Annotated in this window: 23 protein-coding genes and 1 riboswitch; of the genes, 11 read left to right on the forward strand and 12 right to left on the reverse strand. The window is 71.4% G+C overall.

The window, feature by feature from the left end; genetic code table 11:
- Window positions 1-5: 5 nt before the first annotated feature.
- Window positions 6-389 (forward strand): toll/interleukin-1 receptor domain-containing protein, encoded by a 384-nt coding sequence (locus tag CRP56_RS03890; RefSeq protein ID WP_179850945.1) that lies wholly within the window; start codon window positions 6-8, stop codon window positions 387-389.
- 30 nt (window positions 390-419) lie between these two features.
- On the forward strand, window positions 420-4,376 hold the full coding sequence (locus CRP56_RS03895; RefSeq protein ID WP_097260213.1) for a HEAT repeat domain-containing protein: 3,957 nt from the start codon (window positions 420-422) through the stop codon (window positions 4,374-4,376).
- A gap of 13 nt (window positions 4,377-4,389) precedes the next feature.
- On the opposite strand, the gene CRP56_RS03900 is transcribed toward CRP56_RS03895, so the two are convergent.
- The 6 genes from CRP56_RS03900 to CRP56_RS03925 form a co-directional block, all read right to left on the reverse strand.
- Window positions 4,390-5,955 carry a phytoene desaturase family protein gene (locus CRP56_RS03900; protein ID WP_179850946.1) on the reverse strand — a complete coding sequence of 522 codons (1,566 nt, stop codon included), beginning with the start codon at window positions 5,953-5,955 and terminating at the stop codon, window positions 4,390-4,392.
- 228 nt (window positions 5,956-6,183) lie between these two features.
- Window positions 6,184-8,424: a serine/threonine-protein kinase gene (locus CRP56_RS03905; RefSeq protein WP_097260215.1), complete on the reverse strand. Its 2,241-nt coding sequence runs from the start codon at window positions 8,422-8,424 to the stop codon at window positions 6,184-6,186.
- 62 nt (window positions 8,425-8,486) lie between these two features.
- Entirely contained in the window at window positions 8,487-9,329 is an 843-nt protein-coding gene (locus CRP56_RS03910) for an oxygenase MpaB family protein (RefSeq protein ID WP_097260217.1), read from the reverse strand.
- 9 nt (window positions 9,330-9,338) lie between these two features.
- The gene (locus tag CRP56_RS03915; RefSeq protein WP_097260219.1) at window positions 9,339-10,517 is read right to left on the reverse strand and encodes an acyl-CoA dehydrogenase family protein; all 1,179 of its coding nucleotides are present in this window, start codon (window positions 10,515-10,517) and stop codon (window positions 9,339-9,341) included.
- 152 nt (window positions 10,518-10,669) lie between these two features.
- Window positions 10,670-11,434, reverse strand: a complete 765-nt coding sequence (locus tag CRP56_RS03920) for a CbtA family protein (protein ID WP_097260221.1) — start codon at window positions 11,432-11,434, stop codon at window positions 10,670-10,672.
- Window positions 11,435-11,459: 25 nt separating this feature from the next.
- Window positions 11,460-11,681, reverse strand: coding sequence for a CbtB domain-containing protein (locus CRP56_RS03925; protein ID WP_097260223.1), 222 nt, complete (start codon window positions 11,679-11,681; stop codon window positions 11,460-11,462).
- A 67-nt stretch (window positions 11,682-11,748) separates the two neighbouring features.
- A riboswitch (cobalamin riboswitch) is annotated at window positions 11,749-11,819 on the reverse strand.
- A 147-nt stretch (window positions 11,820-11,966) separates the two neighbouring features.
- On the opposite strand from CRP56_RS03925, the gene CRP56_RS03930 reads away from it, so the two are divergent.
- Window positions 11,967-12,548, forward strand: coding sequence for a histidine phosphatase family protein (locus tag CRP56_RS03930; RefSeq protein WP_097260225.1), 582 nt, complete (start codon window positions 11,967-11,969; stop codon window positions 12,546-12,548).
- A 69-nt stretch (window positions 12,549-12,617) separates the two neighbouring features.
- Here CRP56_RS03930 and CRP56_RS03935 read toward each other — a convergent pair whose 3' ends face one another.
- Window positions 12,618-12,983: a ferredoxin gene (locus tag CRP56_RS03935; protein ID WP_097260228.1), complete on the reverse strand. Its 366-nt coding sequence runs from the start codon at window positions 12,981-12,983 to the stop codon at window positions 12,618-12,620.
- A gap of 114 nt (window positions 12,984-13,097) precedes the next feature.
- Here CRP56_RS03935 and CRP56_RS03940 point away from each other — a divergent pair, with 114 nt between their 5' ends.
- Entirely contained in the window at window positions 13,098-13,448 is a 351-nt protein-coding gene (locus CRP56_RS03940) for a DUF6479 family protein (protein WP_097260230.1), read from the forward strand.
- Window positions 13,449-13,685: 237 nt separating this feature from the next.
- Window positions 13,686-14,036 (forward strand): hypothetical protein, encoded by a 351-nt coding sequence (locus CRP56_RS03945; protein ID WP_097260232.1) that lies wholly within the window; start codon window positions 13,686-13,688, stop codon window positions 14,034-14,036.
- A 19-nt stretch (window positions 14,037-14,055) separates the two neighbouring features.
- Here the strand turns inward: CRP56_RS03945 and CRP56_RS03950 are convergent, their stop codons facing one another.
- Window positions 14,056-15,585, reverse strand: coding sequence for a carboxylesterase/lipase family protein (locus CRP56_RS03950; protein ID WP_097260234.1), 1,530 nt, complete (start codon window positions 15,583-15,585; stop codon window positions 14,056-14,058).
- A 115-nt stretch (window positions 15,586-15,700) separates the two neighbouring features.
- A complete protein-coding gene (locus CRP56_RS03955; RefSeq protein WP_097260236.1) occupies window positions 15,701-17,848 on the reverse strand; it encodes an RICIN domain-containing protein in 2,148 nt (715 codons plus the stop codon).
- 219 nt (window positions 17,849-18,067) lie between these two features.
- On the opposite strand from CRP56_RS03955, the gene dhaK reads away from it, so the two are divergent.
- From dhaK to CRP56_RS03970, 3 genes are read left to right on the forward strand one after another with little or no spacing between them, the layout of a single operon-like run.
- Complete coding sequence (gene dhaK, locus CRP56_RS03960; protein ID WP_097260238.1) at window positions 18,068-19,060, forward strand: dihydroxyacetone kinase subunit DhaK; 993 nt, start codon at window positions 18,068-18,070, stop codon at window positions 19,058-19,060.
- Window positions 19,061-19,095: 35 nt separating this feature from the next.
- Entirely contained in the window at window positions 19,096-19,695 is a 600-nt protein-coding gene (dhaL, locus tag CRP56_RS03965) for a dihydroxyacetone kinase subunit DhaL (RefSeq protein WP_097260240.1), read from the forward strand.
- On the forward strand, window positions 19,688-20,098 hold the full coding sequence (locus CRP56_RS03970; RefSeq protein ID WP_097260242.1) for a PTS-dependent dihydroxyacetone kinase phosphotransferase subunit DhaM: 411 nt from the start codon (window positions 19,688-19,690) through the stop codon (window positions 20,096-20,098). The genes dhaL and CRP56_RS03970 overlap by 8 nt, the downstream gene beginning before the upstream one ends.
- A gap of 38 nt (window positions 20,099-20,136) precedes the next feature.
- Here the strand turns inward: CRP56_RS03970 and CRP56_RS03975 are convergent, their stop codons facing one another.
- Entirely contained in the window at window positions 20,137-20,775 is a 639-nt protein-coding gene (locus CRP56_RS03975) for a TetR/AcrR family transcriptional regulator (RefSeq protein ID WP_097273698.1), read from the reverse strand.
- 125 nt (window positions 20,776-20,900) lie between these two features.
- Between CRP56_RS03975 and CRP56_RS03980 the strand changes: the two genes are divergently transcribed.
- Window positions 20,901-21,662, forward strand: coding sequence for an SDR family NAD(P)-dependent oxidoreductase (locus CRP56_RS03980; RefSeq protein WP_097260244.1), 762 nt, complete (start codon window positions 20,901-20,903; stop codon window positions 21,660-21,662).
- A 56-nt stretch (window positions 21,663-21,718) separates the two neighbouring features.
- On the opposite strand, the gene CRP56_RS03985 is transcribed toward CRP56_RS03980, so the two are convergent.
- Window positions 21,719-22,414, reverse strand: coding sequence for a glycoside hydrolase family 75 protein (locus tag CRP56_RS03985; protein ID WP_097260246.1), 696 nt, complete (start codon window positions 22,412-22,414; stop codon window positions 21,719-21,721).
- A gap of 390 nt (window positions 22,415-22,804) precedes the next feature.
- On the opposite strand from CRP56_RS03985, the gene CRP56_RS03990 reads away from it, so the two are divergent.
- Together CRP56_RS03990 and CRP56_RS03995 are read left to right on the forward strand one after the other, a co-directional pair.
- Complete coding sequence (locus CRP56_RS03990; RefSeq protein WP_257040000.1) at window positions 22,805-23,770, forward strand: fibronectin type III domain-containing protein; 966 nt, start codon at window positions 22,805-22,807, stop codon at window positions 23,768-23,770.
- Window positions 23,771-23,943: 173 nt separating this feature from the next.
- A complete protein-coding gene (locus CRP56_RS03995; protein ID WP_097260251.1) occupies window positions 23,944-24,468 on the forward strand; it encodes a hypothetical protein in 525 nt (174 codons plus the stop codon).
- Here CRP56_RS03995 and CRP56_RS04000 read toward each other — a convergent pair.
- Window positions 24,456-25,013, reverse strand: a complete 558-nt coding sequence (locus tag CRP56_RS04000; RefSeq protein WP_097260253.1) for a PadR family transcriptional regulator — start codon at window positions 25,011-25,013, stop codon at window positions 24,456-24,458. The two genes, CRP56_RS03995 and CRP56_RS04000, sit on opposite strands and share 13 nt — an antisense overlap.
- Window positions 25,014-25,022 lie beyond the last annotated feature (9 nt).

The raw sequence follows: 25,022 nt of genomic DNA on the forward strand, positions 1-25,022 counted from the left end.
TGGAAATGGCGAACGTCTTCATCAGTCATCGCAAGGTCGATGTGTCCCAGGCGGAGCGGCTTGCCAAGGATGTCTCCGCCGCGGGGCACCAGGTGTGGTTCGACGAGTGGGAGATCGGAATCGGGGATTCCATCGTCGACCGCATCACCACCGGGCTCGAAGGAACGTCCTATCTGGTGCTCTGCTATTCGGCGGCCGGCGTCATGAGCCCGTGGATCTCCCGGGAATGGATGTCGGCCCTCCACCGCCAGTTGGACGGCTGCGGGGTCCGCATCCTGCCGGTGAAGTTCGGTGGCTCCGCCCCGGCGATTCTGGCCGATCTCCGCTACGCGGATCTCTCCCAGGACTGGGACACGGGACGCGCGCAGCTCTTGAAGGCCATTCGCTGAGGCCATTCGCTGAACATTTTCGGGGGCACGATGGTCCAGATCCTGATCGCGCATGCCGACGGCGACGAGGCGGTGGCCGCCGAGATCGCGAAACCGCTGGAGAACGCCGGGTACGAAGTCGTGCATCACGGCAGCCTGTTCGTCGGCGACTCCCTCATGCAGAAGGCGTCACAGGCGATCGCGCAGGGCAGCCCGGTGGTGCTGTGCGGGACCGTCAGGGCGATCGGGACCGGCTGGGCCAACTTCCTCGTCAACGCCGCCAGACGCCATCAAGAGGCGCGGATCTTCGCACTCCAGATGGAGGAGAACGCGTATCTCGACTTCCTGACGCTCGATGGCCGGATCGCCCGGTACTGGCAGGACCCCGCACGAGCCGTCGCCGACCTCCTGGCGGCACTGTCGGAGTACTACCCGACCCGGAAACCGGCCGGCGCCGAACAGCGGCTGGACCAGCTCGAACAGCGTTATCGCGAACTCGCCCTGGAAACCTGCGACATCGTCGATCTCGCCAACTTCCCCATCGGGGACCGCGAACTCATCACCAGGGATCTGCTGCTGCGCAGCCTGTATGTGTCCCTGCGCGTGACGGTCGACATCCCGCCGGGCATGGAGTCGCACGACCTCGACCGGAAGCTCCAGGATCTCGAAGCACGGCGCAAGGAGCAGGACGAGGACCCGGAGGAAGACCAGGAAGAGGCCGGATCGCGCTTCTCGGTCGGAGAGCGACTCGCCCATTCGAAGCACCTGGTGGTCCTCGGCGACCCGGGCGCCGGGAAGAGCACCATGCTGCGGTGGATCGCGACGGCGTGTCTGCTGCGTCTGAAGGCCGACCCCGACTGGAGCCAACTCCCGGACGTCGACACCCTGCCCGACGCCGACTGGCTCCCCCTCCTCATCCGCTGCCGAGATCTCGACACGAGCAGGATCGCCGGATCGCTGGAGGAAATGATCCAGCATCACCTGTGCGACACGGAGTTCTCCAGCGAAGAGGCCGCCGAGCTCACGCCGCTCCTGCTGCGCCGCATGCGGGAGGGCCGGGTGCTGCTGCTCATCGACGGCCTGGACGAGATCTCGGACCCCGGTCTGCGGGCCAAGTTCTGCCGCAAGGTCGAGAAAATACACCTCGCCTTCCCCGATGCCCCCGTCATCGTCACGTCCAGGATCGTCGGATACCGCGAGATGAAGCTGCGGATCACCCGGGGCTTCGAGCACGTCACGGTCCAGGAGCTGACGCCCCAGGACAAGGACGACTTCGCCCGCCGTTGGTGTGTGGTGACCGAGTCGCCGGCGCGGCGGGAGTCGGCGGCGCAGGAACTCATCAGCGACATCCACAGCACGGACCGCATCGAGCGTCTGACCGGCAGCCCCATGCTGCTCACCACCATGGCGCTGGTGAAGAAGAAGGTCGGGAAGCTGCCGAGCCGCCGGGCGGACCTCTATCGGGAGGCCGTCGACGTGCTGCTGCACTGGCGCAGTGACGTGGACGAGCGCATGGACCCCCACGAGGCGCTCCCGCAGTTGCAGTACCTCGCGTATGCCATGTGCGCGTCCGGGGACCAGCAGATCCGGCAGGACAAGGTCGTCGAGACCCTGGAGCGGATGCGCCGGGAGTTTCCCGCCGTTCGCCCGGTCCGTCAGCGCTCCGCGGTCGAGTTCCTGCGCCGGCTGGAACGGCAGACCGGAATCCTCGTCGAATCGGGACACGTCAGCCACGACGGGGAACTGATCCCGGTCTATGAATTCCGGCATCTGACTTTTCAGGAGTACCTGGCGGGCTTGGCCCTCGTCGCGCGGAGATATCCGGACCGCAATCGGCAGATGTCGCTCGCGGAACAGGTGGGCGCGCTGACCGCGGAGACCACCCCCATCGAGACGTCGTCGGATCGCGTGGAAACCGTGATCGCCGAGAACTGGCGGGAGGCCATCCGGCTGACCGTGATGACCTGCAACGACGACGACGTGGACGGAGTGCTCCGGGCCATCGCCACGCCGTTGCCCGGGGAGAACGCGGCCACGACGGCACGGGCGCGGGCCGCACTCGCGTGTGCCTGCCTTGCCGATGAACCCAACGTCAGCGAGGAGGTGGCGGCCGACATCATCACCCGGTTCGTCGCCGAGCTGACCGACCTCGACGGAACCGGCCCCGCGGAGACCGTCGCCGACCTCACTCTCGAAGAGATGGGAGGCTCCAGTTGGGCTGGCGTTCTCAGCCGGCGGATCGTCACCGAGTGGTTGCGTGATCCTTCCCAGTACCACCGCCTGGCCGGCCCCGCCGCCATGCTCCTGGGCCGGTCGGCACCGACCGACGAGGAGGCTCTGCACGACTGGGTCCGGAACCAGGTCGCACGCCTCGATGAGTCCGAGCCCGCGGCGGTCGTCGAAGCCGGGCTGGCCCTCATGGAGATCGGCTACACCGGCAAACTCGTCCTGGTCCCCGATCTGACCTCGAAACTCACGTCCACCCTGTCCGGGGGCCCATGCGAGGCCACTGCGGCAGCGTGGGCTCTTGGGTGGGTCAAAAGGTCGTCGGCCTGGGAACCGACGGCCGGCGAACTCGCGGATCTGGCCGATGCCGTGGCCAGGAGACGGCTTCCTCCCCAGGCCGTCGTGTTCCTGTTGTGGTGCTTCGACGATGCCCAGGTACCAGGGCACGACGACATGGCTCGGGCCCTGATGGACGCCTACGTCTCGGCCGACCGGGGTGCCCGGACGGACATCGGCGAGAAGTACCTTGCCTTGTTTCCACAGACGGTTGAGCCCGTCGTACAAGCGAGCCGACACCAGCGCGCAGACATCCGGCGCGAGGCGTCACTCCTGCTGGCCCGGCTGGATAGCTCCCTGGCCATGGACTCCTTGTTGGGGGTACTGATCGACGACGACGGGACAGCGCACGACGACGTCGTCAAGGCGCTCGGCACCCTCGGGGATCCCCGGGCGGTGGAACCCCTGCTCGCTCTCCTCACGGCCCCCGACGGCACCACGAACCACACCGTCGCCACGTCCCTCGGGGAACTGGGCGACCGACGAGCGGTCCAACCCCTGATCGACGCCCTCCCCCACACCAGCGAAGAGGTGCACACGGCTGTCGTCGAGGCGCTCGGCACCCTCGGGGATCCCCGGGCGGTGGAACCCCTGCTCGCTCTCCTCACGGCCCCCGACGGCACCACGAACCACACCGTCGCCACGTCCCTCGGGGAACTGGGCGACCGACGAGCGGTCCAACCCCTGATCGACGCCCTCCCCCACACCAAAAAAGCGGAGCGCGCCGCAGTGGTAGCAGCGCTCGGGAACCTCCGCGACCCCAGGGCCCTGGAGCCCCTGCTCGGCATGCTGAATCCGGCCGGGCACAACGTGGATCCCCTCATCGCGCACGCGCTCGGGCTTCTCGGCGACTCCCGGGCGGTGCAGCCCCTGCTCGACGCCCTGCCCGGCGACGGTGGCACACCGTCCACGGTGGTCGTAGAAGCACTGGGCCGTCTGGCCGACCGCAGAGCCGTCGACCCCCTACTGAGCGCGCTCAGGGTTGCTGCCGACGCAGAACCCCAGGCCGTCGACCTGCTCGTACACCTGGTCGAGGCACTTGCCGGCATCGGCGATCCACGAGCGCTCCAGCCGCTGTCGGAACTACAGGCGGACGACGTCCCCCGACTCCATTTCCGAGCGCTTACCGCACGGATGGAGCTGGGAGACACGGAGACCCGCAAGGCGCTGGACGAGGCCATGACGCACAGCGATGTGATGACACGGCGCAGCGCGCTCTGGGCCCTCGCGGCGCTGGAGAGTGACCGAGTCGACCAGGTGCTGCTCTCCAGGGACCGCGACGGTGACGCCCCTGGAATCGACCCTCAGCAGAAGATCACAGAGTCGGCCCTCCCTTCGTACGCCAACGCCGTGCGACTATCAATCCGCCAAGTCCGCTCCCGATACGAGGAGTTGGCAAAGCGCTACCCCCTCACGCTCGCCTGGCTCCAACCACCCTCGACCTGACGACGCCAAGCCGTCACCCCGCCCCAGCCTCCAGCACCGCCATCGCCGCATTGTGCCCCGGCACCCCACTCACCCCACCGCCACGCACCGCACCCGCCCCGCACAGCAGCACATTGGGGTGCCGGGTCTCGACGCCCCAACGGCCGGTCTCATCCTGGGCGTACGGCCAGGACAGGTCCCGGTGGAAGATGTTGCCGCCGGGCAACCGAAGATCGCGCTCCAGGTCCAGTGGAGTCTTGGCCTCGATGCACGGGCGGCCCTCCGCATCCGTCGCCAGGCAGTCGGCGATGGACTCGGCGAGATGCGCGTCGAGTTGGGCGACCGTCGCCTTCAACAGCTCCTCGCGCACACCGGAGTTGTCGGCGTCGAAGAGGCGTGCCGGGGTGTGCAGTCCGAACAGCGTCAGGGTCTGGTACCCCTGCTCCACCAGCTCCGGCGCCAGGATCGACGGGTCCGTGAGCGAGTGGCAGTAGATCTCGGAGGGCGGCGCGGAGGGCAGCCGGCCCGCGGCGGCCTCCGCGTGGGCGACGGCCAGCTGCTCGTAGCCCTCGGCGATGTGGAAGGTCCCCGAGAACGCTTCGCGCGGGTCGACGGAGGCGTCCCGCAGCCTCGGCAGCCGCTTGAGCAGCATGTTCACCTTGAGCTGGGCGCCCTCCGCGGGGGCCGGGGGCGCGTCGCCGGTCAGCTCGGCCAGCGCCTGCGGGGAGGCGTTCACCAGGACGTGCCGCGCCGCGACGACGCGCTCGTCGCCGTCCGTCCGGTACGTCACCTCCGCCGTACGGCCGTCCGTGGCGATCCGCACCGCCTCGTGGCCGGTGGCGAGGACCGCGCCCGCGTCCCGTGCCGCCGCGGCCAGGGCGTCCGTCAGCGCGCCCATGCCGCCGACGGGGACGTCCCAGGCGCCGGTGCCGCCGCCGATCACGTGGTAGAGGAAGCAGCGGTTCTGTTTGAGGGAGGGGTCGTGGGCGTCGGCGAAGGTGCCGATGAGGGCGTCGGTGAGGACGACTCCCCGGACCAGGTCGTCGGCGAAGCGGTCCTCGACCGCGATGCCGATCGGCTCCTCGAAGAGGGTCCGCCAGGCCTCCTCGTCGTCCACCCGGTGGCGCAGTTCCTCGCGGGTGGGCAGCGGTTCGGTGAGGGTCGGGAAGATCCGTTCGGCGACGCGGCCGGTCATGCCGTAGAAGCGCTGCCAGGCCTGGTACTCGTGCTCGCCGCCGGTGAGCCGCGCGAAGGCCTCGCGGGTGCGCCGCTCGCCGCCGCCGACCAGGAGGCCGGTCGGCCGGCCGTCCCGCTCCACGGGGGTGTACGAGGAGATCGTGCGCGTACGGACGCGGAAGTCCAGGCCCAGATCACGCACGATCTTCTTCGGCAGCAGGCTGACCAGATAGGAGTAGCGCGACAGCCGGGCGTCGACGCCGGCGAAGGGCCGGGTGGAGATCGCGGCGCCGCCGGTGTGGTCCAGCCGCTCCAGGACCAGGACGGACCGTCCGGCCCGGGCGAGGTAGGCGGCGGCGACGAGGCCGTTGTGTCCGCCGCCGACGATGACGACGTCGTACGTGTGTCCAGGGAGTGCAGGCATGCCCCTTCGTAACACGCGATGATCTAGGTCGGCCAGAGGGGCGACGCATCGTGCGGCGGGGTGCAGACTCGGCGCATGGAGCAGATTCCTCGAACGCCCGATCGACTTCACGGCGGCCCGGGCGGCGCCTAGTCAGCCGGGGGATCTCCTGTTCAAGGAGGACGAGGACCAGATCTACTGTCTGCGGTGCTGGACCGTGATCAGCGGCGCTGAGGCGACGTCCTCGGTTCAGCCGCCGCCCGCCGCGTGCTGCTGGCGCAGCACCGCCACCCTGCGGTACAGCTCGACCGCCTCGGCGCCGCGGCCCAGTTGTTCCAGACAGTGGGCCTCGTCGTTGCGGCTGGCGAGGGTGTCGGGGTGGCCGGCGCCGAGGACGCGTTCCCGGGCGGCGGCGACGCGGCGGTACTCGGTGAGGGCGTCGGTCCAGCGGCCCAGCCAGCCGAGGCCGACGGCGACCTCGCGGCGGCTGACCAGGGTGTCGGGGTGCTCGGGGCCGAGGACGCGCTCGCGGATGGCGCACACGTCGCGGGACTCGGCGAGGGCCTCCTCCCAGCGGCCGAGGCGGCCGAGGTTGACGCCGAGGCCGTGGCGGGCGCGCAGGGTCTCGGGGTGGGCGGGGCCGTTGACGCGGGTGCGGTCCTCGATGAGGTCGCGGTAGAGCTGGAGGGCCTCGGCGCTGCGGCCGAGGCGGCCGAGGCTGATGCCGACCTCGTAGCGGGCGGCGAGGGTGTCGGGGTGGTCGGGGCCGAGGGCCTGGGCGCGGGCCTCGGCGACCTCGTGGTAGGTCTGCAGCGCTTCCGGCCAGCGGCCCAACTGGCCGAGCGCGTAGGCGACTTCGTAGCGGGTGACCAGGGTGTCGGGGTGGGTCGGGCCGAGGACGCGTTCGCGGGCGGCGGCCACGTCGCGGGCCATGCGGTAGGAGTCCTCCAGGCGGCCGAGGCGGCTGAGGTTGAAGGCGAGGTTGTGCCGGCAGCGCAGGGTGTCGGGATGGTCGGCGCCCATGGTGCGCTCGCGGGCGCTCAGGACGGACGAGTAGACCTGGTGGGCGTCGAAGTGCCGGCCCAACTGGCCCAGCACGTATGCCATTTCCTGGCGGGCGGCGAGGGTGTCGGGGTGGTCGGGGCCGAGGGCGAGGCTGCGGGCGCGGGCGACGTGCTTGTACTCGCGCAGGGCGTCGGCGGCGCGGCCCGTGCGGGAGAGGGTGAAGGCGACCTCGTAACGGCTGGCGAGGGTGTCCGGGTGGTCGGGCCCGAGGAGGTGCTCGCGTTCGGCGGCGACCGCACGGTGCACCTCGCCCGCCTCCGCCCAGCGCCCGAGGCGGCCCAGGCTGATCCCGGCGTTGTGCCGTCCGGCCAGGGCGGTGATCGCCTCCGGGGGCGGCGCGGGCGGCTCGTCGGGGACGGGTTCGGGGGGCCTGGCGACGATCGTGCGCGGGATCCACTCGCCGGTCAGGGCCGCGCCCTCCGCGGACGGCGCGGGGTCGGCGCCGGGCCCGACCGCCTTGTGGCCGGTGGTCATCCCCCGGGTCCAGGAGGGCAGGCGGGTCGCGCGGGACGGCGGATCGAGGGCCGGGCGGAGCGTCGGCTGCGGGGTCACCACCGTGGGCACGTACGTCGGCGTGGTGCGGCCCAGGCTGATGCGGCGCCCCAACTCGCGTGCGTCGTGGGGGCGTTGTTCGGGCAGCTTGGCCAGCAGGTCCAGGATGATCTTCTCGAAGTACGCGGGCACCTCGGCGCGGTGGCCGCGCGGCGGACGGGGCGGGGTGTCGCGGTGGCCGACGAGGATCGCCCACGCGTCGTCGAGGTCGAAGGGCGGCACCCCGGTGGTGATCTCGTAGAGCACGCACCCCAGCGAGTACAGGTCGCTGCGCTGGTCGACCTCGGAGCCGCCGATCTGCTCCGGCGACATGTAGTGCGGGGTGCCCATCGCGATGCCGGTGCCGGTGAGCCGGGAGGTGAAGCCGATGTCATGGCCGAGCCGGGCGATGCCGAAGTCGCAGATCTTCACGGTGCCGTCGGTCAGCCGCATGATGTTGGCGGGCTTGAGATCACGGTGCACGATGCCCTGCTGGTGGGTGTAGGCGAGCGCGGCGGCCACCTGGTCGGCGATGTCGACGACGTCTGCTACGGGCAGCGGATGCCCTCGGTTGTCCTCCAGGAGCTGGCTGAGGTTGCGGCCCTCCAGCAGCTCCATGACGAGGAAGAGGATGCCGTCGTCCTCGCCGAAGTCATGGACGACGGTGACCCCGCGGTGCTGGAGGGCGGCCGCGACCCGGGCCTCCCGCCGGAACCGCTCGCGCAGGACGCGGGTGAACGTCTGGTCGTGGGAAGGGCCGAGCGGCTTCAGGCACTTCACGGCGACATGGCGGCCCAGCGACTCGTCGCGGGCCCGCCACACCTCGCCCATGCCGCCGCGCCCGATCAGGTCGAGCAACCGGTAGCGGCCCTGGATCAGCTTGCTGTCCCCCATCTGCTGCGATCGCCCCCGTCGAAGTCGCGCCGCCCCACCCCTGGTCCGTCCAGTATGGCGAGCTATCTCCCGACTTTGTACGGTGCCGGGCGGGAGCCTGGGCCGAGCCGTGCCATGGCGCGGAGGATGTGTTTGGGCGGCAGTTGCCAGCGAAGACGTGCGGGAACACAGCGCAACAGGGTGCCCGTGACACGCAACTGACGGGTGACGGTGGCGGGTCGCGGGGCCGGTCTGCCGTACAACTCGTGGGCGTACGGCGGCAGGGCGGCGTACGCCAGGTGTGCCACGCGCCGCCACAGCACCTCGCGCGCCGGGACGAGCAGCGGGTGCGTCGGCGGACGGAGCAGGAAGTCGTCCACGGCGCGTGCCTCGGGTCCGGCGGCGAGTTCGGGCCGCACCTTCTCGAAGTAGGCGGCCATCTCCGCCTGGTTCGCCGGTACGGCGTCGGGGTCGAGGCCCACCAGGCGGGCGCTGACCCGGTGTTCGGCGATGTAGCGGTCGGCGAGTTCGTCGGTGAGGCGGAAGCCGGAGCGCCGGGCAACGTGCAGATAGGAGTCGATCTCCGCGCAGTGCACCCACAGCAGCAACTCGGGTTCGTCGACGCCGTAGGTCTCGCCGGTGTCGGGGTCGGTCGCGGTCAGCATGCTGTGGATCTTCCGGACCCGGGCACCGGCCCGCTCGGCGGCCTCCGCGGTGCCGTACGTCGTGGTCCCGACGAAGTTCGCGGTGCGCAGCAGCCGGCCCCAGGCGTCCTGCCGGAAGTCGGAGTTCTGCATGACCCCGCGCACGGCCCGCGGATGCAGCGCCTGGAGATACAGCGCGCGGACACCGGCGACCCACATCATCGGGTCGCCGTGCATCTGCCAGGTGACCGAGTTCGGGGTGAACAGCCCGGGATCTGCCATACCCGCAGGCTAACGCCGTACCCGCGGCATCCCCAGACCGATCCACGAGATGATCTCCCGCTGGATCTCGTTGTTGCCGCCACCGAAGGTGAAGATGACGGCGGAGCGGTAGCCGCGCTCCAGTTCGCCGTGGAGCACCGTGCCCGCCGAGCCCTCCTTCAGGGCGCCGGCCGCGGCGACGACTTCCATGAGCCAGGCGTAGGCCTCGCGGCGGGCCTCGGAGCCGTAGACCTTGACGGCGGAGGCGTCCTGGGGGGTGAGCGTGCCGTTCTGGACGGCGTTGACCATCTGCCAGTTGAGCAGCTTCATCGCGTCGAGCTTCACCTGGGTCTGGGCGAGACGGCGGCGCACCCAGGGCAGGTCGACGAAGCGGCGGCCGTCGGCGAGCTTGGTCTCCATGGCCCAGCGCTGGACGTCGTGCAGGGCGCGGATCGCCATGGTGCCGTGGGCGGCGAGGGTGACGCGCTCGTGGTTGAGCTGGTTGGTGATCAGCCGCCAGCCCTGGTTCTCCTCGCCGACGCGGCGCGCGACGGGGACGCGGATGTCCTCGTAGTAGCTGGCGGTGGTGTCGTGGCCCGCGAGGGTGTTGATGACGGTGCAGGAGTAGCCGGGCTCGGTGGTCGGGACGAGGAGCATGGTGATGCCCTTGTGGGGCGGGGCGGCCGGGTCGGTGCGGGTCGCCAGCCAGACCCAGTCGGCGGTGTCGCCGTTGGTGGTCCAGATCTTCTGGCCGTTGACGATGTATTCGTCCCCGTCGCGTGTCGCACGCGTCTTCAGCGCCGCGAGGTCCGTGCCGGCGTCGGGCTCGCTGTAGCCGATCGCGAAGTCGATCTCGCCGGAGAGGATCTTCGGGAGGAAATAGGCCTTCTGCTCGTCGGTGCCGTACCGCATGATCGTCGGGCCGACCGTGTTCAGGGCCATCAGCGGCAGCGGGACGCCGGCCTGGGCGGCCTCGTCGAAGAAGATGAACTGTTCCATCGCGGTCAGTCCGCGGCCGCCGTACTCCTTCGGCCAGCCCACGCCCAGCCAGCGGTCGGTGCCCAGCTTCCGGATGATCTCGCGGTAGAAGCGCTTCTGCTCCCGCCGGTCGCCGTGCCGGGCGTTCGCGTCCTCCGGCACCAACCCGGCGAAGTACGCGCGCAGTTCGGTGCGCAGCCGCTGCTGCTCGGGTGTGTATGCGAGATGCACGGCGCCTCCAGGCTCCCCGGGACCGGTCCTGACGGCGCACACGGTAGAACGTGTTCCAGAAATAGGGAATGGCAAGGCTCCACCGAGGCATACGAAACCGAGGCATACGAAAAGGCCCCCGCGACGCGGGGGCCCGTTCGGTCGTGAACTGCTCAGTGTGCGACGGGAGTCGGCTGCTTCCCGGCGCCCGCCGACCGCTCGGCCCGCTTCGGTGCGAGCTGCCGCTCCGCGAGCAGCCCGAAGACCAGCCCGAAGGCGGTCCACAGGGTCACCTGCACGGCGAGAGCGGCGAGTCGGTACTGCCACAACAGGGCGGCCGGGAAGTGCTCCGGCACCTCGTTGAACGACGGCAGGAACGCGTACGCCAGCCCGACGACGAGGACGAAGAACGCGCCCGCGGCGAGGGTGGCGTTCCAGTTGCCCAGCCGGGGTGCGAGCCGCTTGCCCAGGATGACCGTGCCCACCGTCAGCAGCACGCTGAGGACGATCATCAGGAAGAACAGCGCGGTCCGCTGGTCGAGCGTGTCGGGGTCACCGACGGCCGGCGGGTTGGCGGGGTACTTGAGGAACGGCACGACGTACACCGCGACCAGCCCGGCGACCGCCAGGAGCAGCGCGCTCGCGCGCGGCCCGAAGCGGCCGATCCGGCCGAGCGCGAAGCAGTACGCGAGCGCCGCGATGCCGCCGAAGGCGACCCCGTAGACGAGGACGCCGGTGGACAGGCCCGCGGTGGACTGGAGCGTACGGCTGACCAGTTCCTCGCCGCCGTGCTCGTGCGCGTGGGCCTCCTCGAAGGCGATGGCCTGATCGACGCGCGGCTCCCCGAGGAAGTACGCGACGACGAGCGCGGCCAGACCCGCGACGAGGCCCGCGAGCATGCCGCGGACCAGGAGGTTTCTGACAGTTGCGGAGTTCATGCGCGGATACGCTTCCTCGCCGCGGTCAGTGGCAGGGGAAGCCGAGCAGATGGCGGGCGTCATGCACCCACTCGTGGACCCCCTCGCCCGACACGAGGGAGGTGGCGCCCTGTTCGGCGCCGACGAAGTAGAGCAGGACCAGCATCAGGACGCCGAAGAAGACCGCCCAGGGGACGATGGCGCCGATCGGCAGCTTGGCGGGTACGGCGGTGGAACTGGTTGTCGGCTGAGCGACGGTCTGCGCCATGGCAGGACCTCCTGGGGGAACTCGCGTCCCGTCTCGGTGGTGCACAGGACGACGGGGCGGGTCTGACTCACCCGGCCCGCCCGTCAGGAGCGTGCCCGGCATACAGTGGCGCGACCGTGCCGGAATCCCACCGGCTTCCACCGAACCGTCGTCGATATCCACGAGAAGGTACCGCGTGGGAGGGATACGGCCAAGAGCGCATGGTCCGGCCACGAGCGCCCCTGAAGCGCTGTGCGCATGTCAAATACGTGGTACGGAAAGGATGTTGAGCGGGGGAATGGACCGATGACCAGCCGAGTGATGTTGATCTCACCCGCGATCACCGAGGCCCTGCGGGAGGCCCGCTTCGACGACGGCTGCCCCCTCGACGCCTCCGGCCTGCGGAGCGCGAAGGCCGCCGCGGGCACGCTCCCGACGGCACACCGGGTCTGTTCCTCCCCCACCGTGCGCTGCCGCGAGACGGCCGGCGCGCTCGGCCTCGACGCCCTGGACGCACCGGAGTTGGCCGCCCTCGACACGGGGCGCTGGCGCGGATCGACGCTCGCCGAGGTGGGCGCCGCGGAACCGGAGGCGCTGGGACGCTGGCTGTCCGACCCCGAAGTGGCGCCGCACGGCGGGGAGTCGGTGGCCGCGCTGTGCGACCGGGTCGGGGCATGGCTGGACGAGCTGGCCGGGCTGGCCGAGGCTGCCTCGGAGACGGCCCGCACGATCGCCGTGGCCGAACCCGAGATCGTGCGCGCGGCCCTCGTCCACGCCCTGGGGGCGCCGAGGTCGGCCTTCTGGCGGACGGACGTGGCCCCGCTCACCGCCGTCGAGCTCAGCGGAAGGGCGGGGCGCTGGAACGTCCGGATGGGGCGGCCCCTCTAGGCCCTGAGTCCCTCCGGGGCACGTCTGAGTCGAGGCACGTCTGAAACCCTCCCAGGGGCACGCCCCGCCTCAGTTCAGCGTGGCCATGAAGTCCGTGCACGCCTGGGCGCACTCCCGGCAGGCCTTCGCCGCATCCTCCGCTCCCGGCTCGTTGTCGAAGGCGTGGGCGCACTCCAGGCAGACCGTCCGGCACCACTCCAGCTGGACGCGGATGCCGCCCTCGTCCAGCCGGTTCTGCTCGGACAGCACCCGGCAGGTCGCGTCGCACACCTCCGCGCACATGATGCCCTTGCGTCGTACGAGTTCCTGTTGCTCGGTTCCGTCCGGATCCACGAGGCTGGCACGCACCGCGCATGCCCGGGCGCATTCGGTGCACGCCTGCGCACACGCGAAACGGTCCTCCAGGAACCGGATGAGCTCCTGTTGGGGTGTCATCGCTGTCACACCGCGCGGGTAGCCGCCGCAGGTCGCGTCAAACCCCGTCGCCGGAGGTTGCCGCCGGTCGGGGCGGTCGGGTTCACTCCGGACGCCGGGGGTACTCGCGGGATCATGACTAGCGCATGGATGGAGATGGCCGCGGGTCGCGGCGCCCTGGGCGTCGGGCTGATCGTGGCGGGCCTGGTCGTCGTCGCCCTGCTGCTGGGCGCCTTCTGGATGGGCGCGCGCGTCCGTCGCCGCGAGCCTCCGCCGCCGCGCCCCGAGGAGCAGCCGCGGCTGCCGGAGGGCGGGCCCGTCCGCGAGGTCGCGGAGAACAGGGAGCCCGACGAGGTGCCGAGAAGCGACCACCGTCTCACCCCGCACGAGATGCCCGGCTTCGGCAACAGCAGCACCCGGACGGGCCCCGAGAAGTCCCGCCGCCGGTGGACCGACGGCAAGAGCGGATCGTTCGGCGGCGGGTGACCGGACAGCCGTCGACCCACGGCCCGCGGGCCCGCGCGGTGCACGGCACCGGGGGCCTATGGTCCACGGGCCCGCACAGTGCACGCCACCGGGGGCCCACGGCCCACCGGCCCGCACAGTGCACAGCCCCGACGATCCACAGCCGCGGGCCCGTACAGCACACAGCCCCGAGGATCCACGGCCGCGGGCCGTACAGCGCAGAGCGCACAGCGCACAGCACCGAGGGAAGTGAGTTCCATGGCCGACGGCGGCCGCAGCGCCCTGCCGCTGCCCGACTACGACCATCTGCCCATCGGCGGCCTGGAGAGCCGGGTGCGATCGCTGGCCCCGGAGGAGGTGGAGACGCTGCTCTCCTACGAGCGCACCCACGCCAACCGGCTCCCGGTGACCGAGGTGCTGACCGCGCGCCTGGAGCAGCTGGACGCCGGCGCCGAGCAGACGTCCGGCGATCCCCAGGCGCTGCGCCCCGAGACACGCGGAGGACGCCACGGTTCCCCCGTCTCACCGACGACGTCGCCGGAACCGTACAGCCCGCCCCCGCACGGCACCCCCGACCAGCGGGGCAGGCCGAAGGGCGATCGCACCTAGGACCTGCCCGGCGGCCCGGTCAGCCCGCGGTCAGCGGCAGAGCCTCGAAGACGTGCCGCTCCCACAGCCGGCGTGAGGCCTCCTCCGGATAGGCGGTCACCGTCGGTTCGGTGTCGAGGAGCCGGGTGAGCCGGTTCTCGGGGTCGTACGCGGGCCAGCCGGGGTCGCCCGTGGTCGCGAAGGCGGTCCAGGCAGACCGTACGTACGCGGAGAGCTGTTCGGTCTCGGGCGTCGGCTCGGGGCCGACCAGCATGCTGCCGAGTCCGCCGCCCTGGGGGCCGAAGACCAGGGGGACGTCCAGGCCGTGGCAGGCCCCGAGCGCGCCGCCGTGGACCGGGGCGGACCAGGTGAGTTCGTAGAGGTGTGCCCGGCCGCCGCCGACCGTCTGCGCGTCCGCCAGGCGGAGGGAGGGCATGCGGAACAGCCAGTCGGACTGGACGAGTTCGAAGAGCTGCTCCGCCGAGGCGTCGGGGAACGCGGCGCGGTAGGCCTGTTCGGAGTCGGGTGCCGGCCCGAAGCCGGCCAGCGCGGCGGACGCCAGCTGGTCGTCGACCTTGCCGAGCAGCCCGCCCATCATCAGGAACAGCCGGTACTCGTCGCGGTTGTGCCCGACGATCAGCTCCACGTCCCGGGCCGAACCCTCCGCGAGGGCCGTCCACGGCATGTCGGGCAGGACGTCCCCGTCGACGACCGGGGAGTACGGGGTGGCGGTGAGGGCGACCGTGCCCCACCGGGGCCGGAAGCCGCGCATACGACCGCCCAGCGCGGCCCCCGCCTCGGGCAGCTTGCGCGGGTCCACGCCCGCCAGGTCGGCGACCGTCGGGCGCAGCCCGAGTTCCCCGGCGACGGCCGCGCCGATGTCCCGGGCCAGCGCGTCCGAGAAGTACGTGCCCGGCACGCTCTGCGCGATCGCCCGGTGGAACAGACCGCGCGCCCTCGGCATGGCCAGCAGCGCGGCGACGGACCCGGCGCCGGCCGACTCGCCGAAGACGGTGACCTGGTCCGGGTCGCCGCCGAAGGCGGTGATGTTGTCGCGCACCCACTCCAGTGCGGCGACCTGATCGAGCAGCCCCCGGTTCGCGGGAGCGCCCTCGATGTGGAGGAACCCCTCGACGCCGACCCGGTAGTTGAGGGTGACGACGACCAGGTTCCCGTCCTTGGCGAGCCGGCCGCCGTTGTAGGTGGGGTCGTCGGCGGCGCCCATCTTGTAGGCGCCGCCGTAGATCCACACCATCACGGGGCGGCGGGCCGCCGGGTCGGCCTCGGGTGTCCAGACGTTGACGGTGAGCCAGTCGTCGCCGGTCGGCAGGGACCAGGGCGCGACAGCCGGGGCGTCGGGGGCGAACGGCTCCTGCGGGGGCGGCGGTCCGAACGCGGTCGTCTCCCGCACCCCCTCCCACCGCTCGGCCGGCCGCGGCGCCGCGAACCGCGCCTCCCCCACCGGGGGCTGCGCGTAGGGGATACCGCGGAAGACATCCAGACCGGCCTCGCGGCGACCGCGGACCACACCGGCCGTCGTACCGGCCTCGGGAGACTCGCTCCTGCTCATCGACGACTCCTTGAAGGATCTGTGTTGCGCCGAGTGTCACACCGGGGGCCGCACTTGACCAGCCCCCGGTGAAACACGCTTCACCAGGCGAACACACAGTTCCCGCCGGACGACGTCAGGGATAGCTCACCAGGTTGGCCACGTTCGTGGAGGAGTTGGACGGGCCGCCCCGGTCGTTGATGACGTGCCGGATCGTCCCGGTGCCGCCGAGCGAGACGGTCACCATGTTCTGGAAGCGCACGTTCGGGGTGTTGGGGACCTCGAAGGCGTGCTCGGCGGTGACGCTCGGGTTGACGTTGAAGTAGCAGTAGCTGCCGAGCCCGTAGGCCTGGTGGCTGGTGACCGAGTTGGCGACCTTGTAGGCGGCGTAGCCCTGGGTGGAGCCGTTCATCCAGGACGCCTGGTTGGGCGGGTCGTAGGGCATCTCGTTCTGGTAGAAGTACGTCCGGCCGCCGTTGCCGTTCCAGATCGTCTGGTGCTTCTGGTAGTGCTCGACAAAGAGGCCGTACATGGTGACGTCGTCGCCGTTGACGACCAGTCCCGTGTCGGCGGTGTTGGTGGTCCAGCCGACGCCGGAGCCGTGGTCGGCACGCCAGATCCACATGTGGTCGCCGATCACGTCGTCGCTGTTGACCACGAGGCTGGTGGTGGCCTTGCCGACGGCGGCGCCGCCGACGCGGAAGTAGACGTCGTGCAGCGAGGTGGGGTCGGCGGCGTGGTCGGCGGCGGCGCCGGACGGGCCGATCTCCACCAGGGTCTGGGAGTTGGTGGTGCCTGCGTCGAAGAGGATGCCCGCGAGCTTCACGCCGTCGACGTCGGCGACGGTCATGGCGGTGACGCCGTTGTCGGGCACGAAGGTGGCGAGTCCGAGGCCGAGCACGACGGTGTCGGGGCGGGTCACGCGCAGGGTCTGGTCGAGGTGGTAGACGCCGGGGGTGACCAGCAGGTTCTTCCCTTCGGCCAGCGCCGAGTTGATCTGCGCGGCGGTCGCGCCCGGCTTGACGACGTAGAACTGGTCGATGCCGAGCGAGGTGCCCGGGGCGCTGCCGCTCGCCCAGGTGGTGGCCGAGGAGTTGGTGCGGACGGCGGGCACGAACACCTTGTAGGCGCCCGCGGCGTCGACGTACAGGAAGGGCTTCTCGCGGACGGTCGGCGTCTGGTTCACCGTGGTGTAGGGCGGGTTGGGGAAGCTGTTGCCCGGGACGCCCTGGCTGCCGACGAAGACCATGTTCCAGTTGGCGCCGGTCCAGCTGCCGAGCTGGGAGTTGCGGGTGAGCCACTGCTGCTGGGTGCCGGAGCGGACCTGACCGTCGATCTTGCTGTCGGCCATGAAGCCGCCGCTGGACCAACCGCCGTCGCTCAACTCCAGGTTGCCGCGCACATGCATGCGCCGGTAGCCGGAGGCCTGCGAGACCGCCCAGCGGTCCGTGCCGCCCGTCGGGTTGACGGACAGGTTCTCGGCGCCGCGCCAGAAGTTCTGGGTGGCGTTCTGCGGCGGGAACCAGTCGGCCTCGACGTGCACGGCACCGTTGATCGTGACCGAGTCGGGTGACTGCCCGAGCCCCAACACCTGGGTGTAGAAGCCGACGTTGACGTCGTTGCTGTAGGTTCCGGGCTTGAACATCACGGCGTAGCGCTGGGAGCCGAACTGGTTGGTCTCCTGCTGCTGGAAGATCTGGTTCAGGCGGCTCTGGATCGTGGACGACGGCATCGACGGGTCGAAGACGACGACGTTCGGACCGAGGTCGACGTCGCCGGGCGCGGTGCTCACGGGTGCGACCTGGAAGCGCTGGGCGGCCGTGCCGTTGCAGGTGTACTGGACCAGTTGGACGCTGTCGGCCGTGGAAGCGGCGGGGACGTCGAGGCACTTGCCGCTGTTGCGGTTGACGAAGTGATAGGCGCCGCCGCCCTCGTCGACGGGCAGCCACTGCTGGTTGGCGCCGCCGCCGTAGGTCCACAGGTGCACGGCCGCGTTGTCGGCGGTGGACACGTCGCTGACGTCGGCGACCTGCTGGGGGTCGTTGCGGTTGTTGATCCGGACGTAGCCGTCGCTGGTGGCGGTGAGGCTCCACTGCTGGGCGGTGGTGCTGTTGCAGGTGTACTGCTGTACGGCGGTGCCGTTGACGGTGGCCGCCGAGCGGGCGTCGAGGCACTTGCCGCTGCCGGCGTTGACGACCGTGGCCCACCCGGTGGGCAGGGCGGCGGCCGCGGCGTCGGCGGGCTGGAGGCCGGTGAGGATCGAGGCGGCGAGGGCGGCGGCCATGCAGACCGCGGCCCTGGGGCCGGTGAATCGGGGGCTTGGCATGTCATCTCCTGTGGGCTTAGTTCAATTCGTGAGTTAAGAAGTGAGAGATGGACATGTCAAGAGCTTGGTACGGACCAACCAGTGACGGTGGTGACTCACCACGTCGTGACCTTCTCCGCCGGACGTTCGATACTGCATGCATCAGGTATCCCGTTCAGGTTCGGCCAGGAGGTACCCATGCGGATGCTCATCAACGTCCCCGAGACCGTCGTCGCGGACGCGCTGCGCGGACTGGCGGCAGCCCATCCCGAACTCACCGTCGACGTGGAGAACCGGGTGATCGTCCGGCGGGACGCCCCCGTGGCCGGGAAGGTGGGCCTGGTCTCCGGCGGCGGTTCCGGGCACGAGCCGCTGCACGGCGGATTCGTGGGCCCCGGCATGCTGTCGGCGGCCTGTCCCGGCGAGGTGTTCACCTCCCCCGTGCCCGACCAGATGGTGCGGGCGGCGGCGGCCGTGGACAGCGGCGCGGGCGTGCTGTTCATCGTGAAGAACTACACCGGTGACGTCCTCAACTTCGACATGGCCGCCGAACTCGCCGAGGACGAGGGCATCCAGGTGGCGAAGGTCCTGGTCAACGACGACGTGGCCGTCACCGACAGCCTCTACACCGCCGGCCGGCGCGGCACCGGCGCCACCCTCTTCGTCGAGAAGATAGCCGGAGCCGCCGCCGAGGAGGGTCAGCCGCTGGAGCGCGTGGAGTCGATCGCCCGGCAGGTCAACGAGAACTCCCGCAGCTTCGGCGTCGCGCTCAGTGCCTGTACCACGTACGCCAAGGGCAGCCCCACCTTCGACCTGCCCGACGGGGAGCTGGAGCTGGGCATCGGCATCCACGGCGAGCCGGGCCGGGAGCGGCGGGCCATGATGACCTCGCGCGAGATCGCCGACTTCGCGGTCCATGCCGTCCTCGACGACATGAGCCCGCGCAACCCGGTGCTGGTACTGGTCAACGGCATGGGCGCGACCCCGCTGCTGGAGCTGTACGGGTTCAACGCCGAGGTGCAACGGGTGCTGACCGAGCGTGGTGTGGCCGTGGCCCGCACACTCGTAGGCAACTACGTCACCTCCCTGGACATGGCGGGCGCCTCGGTGACCCTGTGCCAGGTCGACGAGGAGACGCTGCGGCTGTGGGACGCGCCGGTGAAGACCGCGGGGCTGCGCTGGGGCATCTAGGGCCTGTCAACCGACCTACCACGCAAGGAGATCCAGTGCTCGACGCCGACTTCTTCCGCCGTTGGATGACGGCGACCGCCGCGTCCGTGGACCGTGAGGCGGAACGGCTCACGGCCCTCGACTCCCCCATCGGGGACGCCGACCACGGCAGCAACCTCCAGCGCGGGTTCCACGCCGTGACGGCCGTACTGGAGAAGGAGGCCCCGGCGACCCCCGGCGCCGTGCTCATCCTCGCCGGACGGCAGCTGATCTCCACGGTCGGCGGGGCCTCGGGGCCGCTGTACGGCACGCTGCTGCGGCGCACCGGCAAGGCGCTCGGGGACGATGCCGAGGTCAGTGAGGGCCAGTTCGCCGACGCCTTCCGTACGGGGGTGGACGCCGTCATGGCCCTGGGCGGGGCGGCACCCGGCGACAAGACCATGATCGACGCACTGGTGCCGGCCGTCGACGCGCTCGGCGACGGGTTCGGCGCCGCACGGGCCGCCGCCGAGGAGGGCGCCCAGGCGACGACGCCGCTCCAGGCCCGCAAGGGCCGGGCGAGCTATCTGGGCGAGCGCAGCATCGGGCACCAGGACCCGGGCGCCACGTCGTCGTCCCTGCTGGTCGCGGCGCTCGCGGAGGCGAACGGTGAGTGACGGCGAGCTCGTCGGGATCGTGCTGGTGTCGCACAGCGCGGAGGTGGCGGCGTCGGTCGCGGCCTTGGCCAAGGGGCTGGCCGGGGGTGGCGTGGACGTTCCCGTCGCCCCGGCGGGCGGCACCGAGGGCGGTGGGTTCGGCACCAGCTCCGAGCTGATCGCCGCGGCCGCCGCCTCGGTGGACCGGGGGGTGGGCGTCGCCGTCCTCACCGACCTGGGCAGCGCCGTGCTGACGGTGAAGGCGCTGCTCGCGGAGGGCGACGAGCTCCCCGAGGGCACCCGCCTGGTGGACGCCCCGTTCGTGGAGGGCGCGATCGCGGCGGTCGTCACCGCGTCGACGGGCGCCGACCTGGCGGCGGTGGAGGCGGCGGCAGCGGAGGCCTACACGTACCGCAAGGTCTGAGAGCCGCCTCCAGGAAAGCTCCCTCCAGGAGAGTCCCCCTAGGAGAGTCCCCGCGCCGCGAAGGCGAGGGCCGAGCGCATGGTGTCCGCCAGCTCGGCCTCCGCCCTCGCGGCGTCTGCGTTCTCGCCCTCGACGCGCCAGGCGTAGTGCTCCACCGCCGCGCGCAGGGCCGCGTTGAACATCGCCGCCTGGATCGTGGGCCGCAGATCGTCCGCGGGCAGCCCGGCCCGCTCACCGAGGGCGCGGGCGAACGCCGGTTCGGCCTCGTCGTACGTCTGGAGCCAGATCGCCCGCAGGCCGGGTTCGGTGCGGGTCAGCCGTACGAGCGCACCGACCGTCGCCCGTTCCGGACCGGCGACGAAGGCGGGGGCGGCGGCCGGCCTGGGGTCGAAGATCTCCTCCAGGGGCTGCCCGGGGGCCCACTCCCGCAGACAGTCGACGATCACGTCGATCCCGGCCGAGAACAGCGGCCGTACACAGCTCTCCTTGCTCGGGAAATAGCGCCAGACGGTGCGGGCGGAGACACCGACCGCCTGGCCGATCTGTTCGCCGGTGGTGGCCGCGACGCCCTGGGCGACGAACAGGTTCACCGCGGCCCGGGCGATCTCCAGCCGGATCTCGGCCCGGCGCTCCTCGGTCAGCGGTGGTCGTCCCGTGCGTCCGCGGGCTGCGGTCATGTCGTCCTCCGGCCGGCAGTGATCGTCTCCGGAATTCTCCACCATGACTTTATGTCACTCACAGACATTAAGTCGTAGAGTGCAGGCACCCAGGCACACTCGCAGCGCACAGACAGGGAACCGCCATGGCCACTGGACTCGACGGACGCAGCGTCATCGTCACCGGAGCGGGCTCGGGCATCGGGCGGGCCGCCGCCCTGGCCTTCGCCGCGGAGGGCTCGAAGGTCGTGGTGGCGGATCTCAACGCCGAGACGGCGGCGAAGGTCGTCAGCGAGATCGAGGAGGCGGGCGGCACCGCGGTGGCCGTCACCGGCGACCTGAGCGAGCAGGCCGTCGTCGACCGCGTGACCTCGACCGCCGTGGAGCGCTTCGGGGGTGTGGACGTGCTGGTGAACAACGCCGGGATCATGGACCGGATGTCGGCGGCGGCGGACGTGAGCGACGCGGAGTGGGAGCGGGTCATCCGGGTCAACCTCACCGCGCCCTTCCTGCTCACCCGGGCCGTGCTGCCGCACATGCTGAAGGCGGGCAAGGGTGCCATCGTGAACACCGCGTCCGAGGCCGGGCTGCGGGGCAGCGCCGCGGGCGCCGCCTACACGGCCTCGAAGCACGGCGTGGTGGGTCTGACCAAGAACCTCGCCGTGATGTACCGCAACCAGGGCATCCGGGCCAACGCGATCGCCCCGGGCGGCACGGCGACGGGGATCGCCGTCGACATCGACGGCGAGGCCCACGGCCCGCAGGCGCTGGGCCCCTACTTCGGCAACGTCGGCCGCGTCTCCGAGCCGGAGGAACAGGCCGCCGCGATCGTGTTCCTCGCCTCGGACGCGGCGAGCAACATCAACGGCGTGGTACTGGCCGTGGACAACGGCTGGTCGGCGGTCTGAGGCACTCTCGCACGAAGGCCGTGCCGCCCACCTCCCCGCACGCAAGGCCGTGCCGCCTACCGCCCCCGCACGAACAGCCGCGCCAGCCGCTCCCCCGTCGCGATCGCGGCCTTATGGTCCTCGATGGGTTTGACCTGGGAATCCTTGAAGACGATGTAGGTCACCCCGGAAGGCGTGCCGCCGCCGCGTGGGTCGGGGCGGATGCCGAGGGCCTTGGCGCCGGCGTAGGAGGCCTCGCCGATGATGCCGCGGGGGCCGACGTCGCCGACGACCGCGTACTGCACGCGGTCCTTGTAGATCACCGCCGCGACCGAGCCGCCCCGGACGCCGCTGTCCCGGTAGTTCCAGACGGGGCTCGGGGCGGGCACCACGATGTAGGGCAGGGCTTCGGCGCTCAGATAGCGGCCGTCGGCCTGCTGGTAGGCGGTGGCCGGGGAGAACAGCGGGTCGGTGCTCCGGTTGCAGTACCGGCCGGGCCGGCCGTCGCAGTCGATGTCCATGTCGGCCTTCCAGAACACGGCCCCGTCGGTGCCGCAGACCGGGACGGTGGCGGGCAGGCCGTCGTCGGTGGCGTACCGGCCGCGGGAGACGGGGATGCAGTCACGCACCTTGGCCAGCAGGTCGGCGGCGCGGACATCGCCCTCGTGGCGCACCACCGGCTCCTGGAAGGCGAGGGGCTCGACGGCGGGCGATGTCGTCGGGGCGAGCAGGGCGGCGCCTGCCGCGGCCAGCGTCAGCGACTGGACACGCACGATAAGGGACCCTCTCCTGGGGGACGTTGACGGACACTCAGCCCAATCTGATGCCGGATCGCGGACCCGGCCACCCTGAGGGGGCCGGACGGTGCACGGCCCCGTGGGCGCGTGCGCCCCGTCCGAACGTCCGACAGGGGCCGGGCGCCTGAGCCTGCGTCGGCTCCGGCGGCCCGGCCGCCCGCGTCCGGCGCGGGGACAGCGACGACAGCGGCCCGCGCCAACGGCATGAACTCCCGAGCCCTCGAAGGGAGTTCGCCATGAGGTGGTTCAGCATACGTAACCGTCCGCCGTGCCCACCAATGCCGCCCCTCTTGATGCGACCACGTCAGCGCTGCATAGTGAGTGACGGCGTATTGGTCCGGACCATTGCCCCCGGGAGGCGCACTCGTGCGACGTGTTGCCGTTCTCTGCGGGACGCTCCTGCTGCTGGCGGGCTGCGGCTGGGGCGGCGCCGAGGCCGACGAGGGCAGAATCCCCGGGGCCCCCGCGGGTCTCACGGCGGCCGCCGGCAGCGCGACCAGCGTGCATGTGATGTGGAGCGCGGTGTCCGCGGCGGACGGGATCGACGGCTACGAGGTGTATCGCGGCACCACGAAGGTGCGGGACGTGCCGGGTTCCGAGCACATGGTGGACGTCTCCAGGCTCAGGCCGTCCACCACCTATGTGTTCACCGTGCGCGCCCGGGACACCGCCGGCCGGCTCGGCCCGCCCAGCCGCGAGGTCCGGGCGACGACCCCGGCGGCCACGCGGGCGGACGTCTCGGCGCCGACCCGTCCGGGCCGGGTGACGGGGCGGGTGGTCGGCGGCCGGGCGGTGCAGCTGTCGTGGTCCGCGGCCTCGGACGACGTGGGTGTGGTGTCGTACGACGTCCATCAGGGCGGCACGAAGATCCACAGTGTGGGCGGGAACCAGACGGCGACCGTGGTGACGGGGCTGCGCCCCGGCGTCGCCTACTCCTTCACCGTGCGGGCCCGCGACGCGGCCGACAACGTCTCCCCCGCGAGCACCGTCGTCCGCCTCACCACTGCCGCCGGTGCCGACGACGGGCGGGGCACGGCCCCCACCGGCTTCCGCGCAACGACCCGGCGGGCCGGCGACGGGGCGTACTACTTCGACCTCTCCTGGGTGCCGCCGCGTGCGGACGGCGTGGTCACCGAGTACCAGATCCGGCTGGACGGACGTCCGGCGACCTCGCTGGTGTACGGCGGGACGGCGCCCACCGAGCGGGCCACGTACAGCTTCTACGCGGGGCGGGAGGCGGGTGCGGTCCACCGGTTGCGGGTGCGTGCCAGGCTGCCCGACGGCACCTGGGGCGGCTGGTCGCCGGAGCGGTCGGTCACCACCGGCGCCTGACCCTGCCGGGACGGCGCGCTTGCGCCGGACGAGGTAATCCGTCACCTGCCCGGGGGCCGTCCGCATGCGCGGCGCGCCGGGGGCACGTTGGCTGCCCCTGAGGCGCACGGGCCTTTTCCGATCCTCGGCGGCGCATGGGACGTACCGCCAACCGTGCCGCCGGAGGGCAGTCCATGCGTACAAGTCAGCTTCTCCTCCGCTCCGGCCTCACCGCGGCCGCAGGCGCCGCGCTGGCCGTCTCCCCGGCGGTCGCGGCCTCGGGCATCTCCGTGAGCACCACCGGCTCCACGGTCTCGGTGACGACCAGTGCCTGCACCCAGGTCAACGGCAGCTGGGGCACCGCCTCGCTCCTCAACAGCAGCCAGGCGAACTTCGCCCAGGGCCGTCAGGTGACGCTGTCGGGGACGAACTCCCTGCAGTCGGCCGCCTGGTCGAACGTGAGCCCCGGGACGTACACGGTCGTCGTCATGTGCTCCAACAACGCCACCGCGGGCACCCAGTCGGTCATCGTCTCGACGGCCTCCACGCCGACCATCTCCGCGACCGCCTCGCCCTCCCGGGGCGTGATGGGCGGCCTCGGCGGCGGCATCAAGGACTACGGTCCGCTCACCCTGGGCGCCGGTGCCGCGCTCGTCGGGATCGGCGGCATCGCGGCGGCCTGGTTCCTGCGCCGCCGCGCCAAGCCCTACCGGCTCTGATCGGGCAGTTCGGCGAACTCCTCCAGCGCGTGGGTGAGCCACCGCGTCCAGAAGGTCTCCAGATCGATCCCCGCCCGCAGGATCAGGTGCTGCAACCGGTCCTGCGGGCTGTCCTTGCCCGGCGGGAAGTCGCGCTGCTCGATCTCCTCGTACTCCGACAACTGCCGCCGGTGCAGCTCCAGATGACGGCGCAGATCGGCCTCGATGCCCGCGACGCCCTCGGTGCCGATGGCGGCCGCCGCCCGCAGCCGCAGGAACAGCGTGTCGCGGTACGGCTTGGGGTCCTGGGAGGCGGCCGTCCAGCGGGCCAGCTCGGCGCGGCCCGCGGGCAGGACCTCGTACGACTTCTTCTGCCCGCGGGCCGGCTGCGGTGACGGCAGCGCCCGGATGTGGCCCTCGGCCTCCAGCTTTCCCAGCTCGCGATAGATCTGCTGGTGCGTCGCCGACCAGAAGTAGCCGATCGACCGGTCGAACCGGCGGGTCAGTTCGAGACCCGAGGACGGCTTTTCCAGCAGGGCGGTCAGGATCGCGTGCGGGAGTGACATGGGGTCATC

The sequence above is a fragment of the Streptomyces sp. TLI_55 genome (genome assembly GCF_900206255.1).
Taxonomy (GTDB): Bacteria; Actinomycetota; Actinomycetes; order Streptomycetales; family Streptomycetaceae; genus Streptomyces; species Streptomyces aquilus.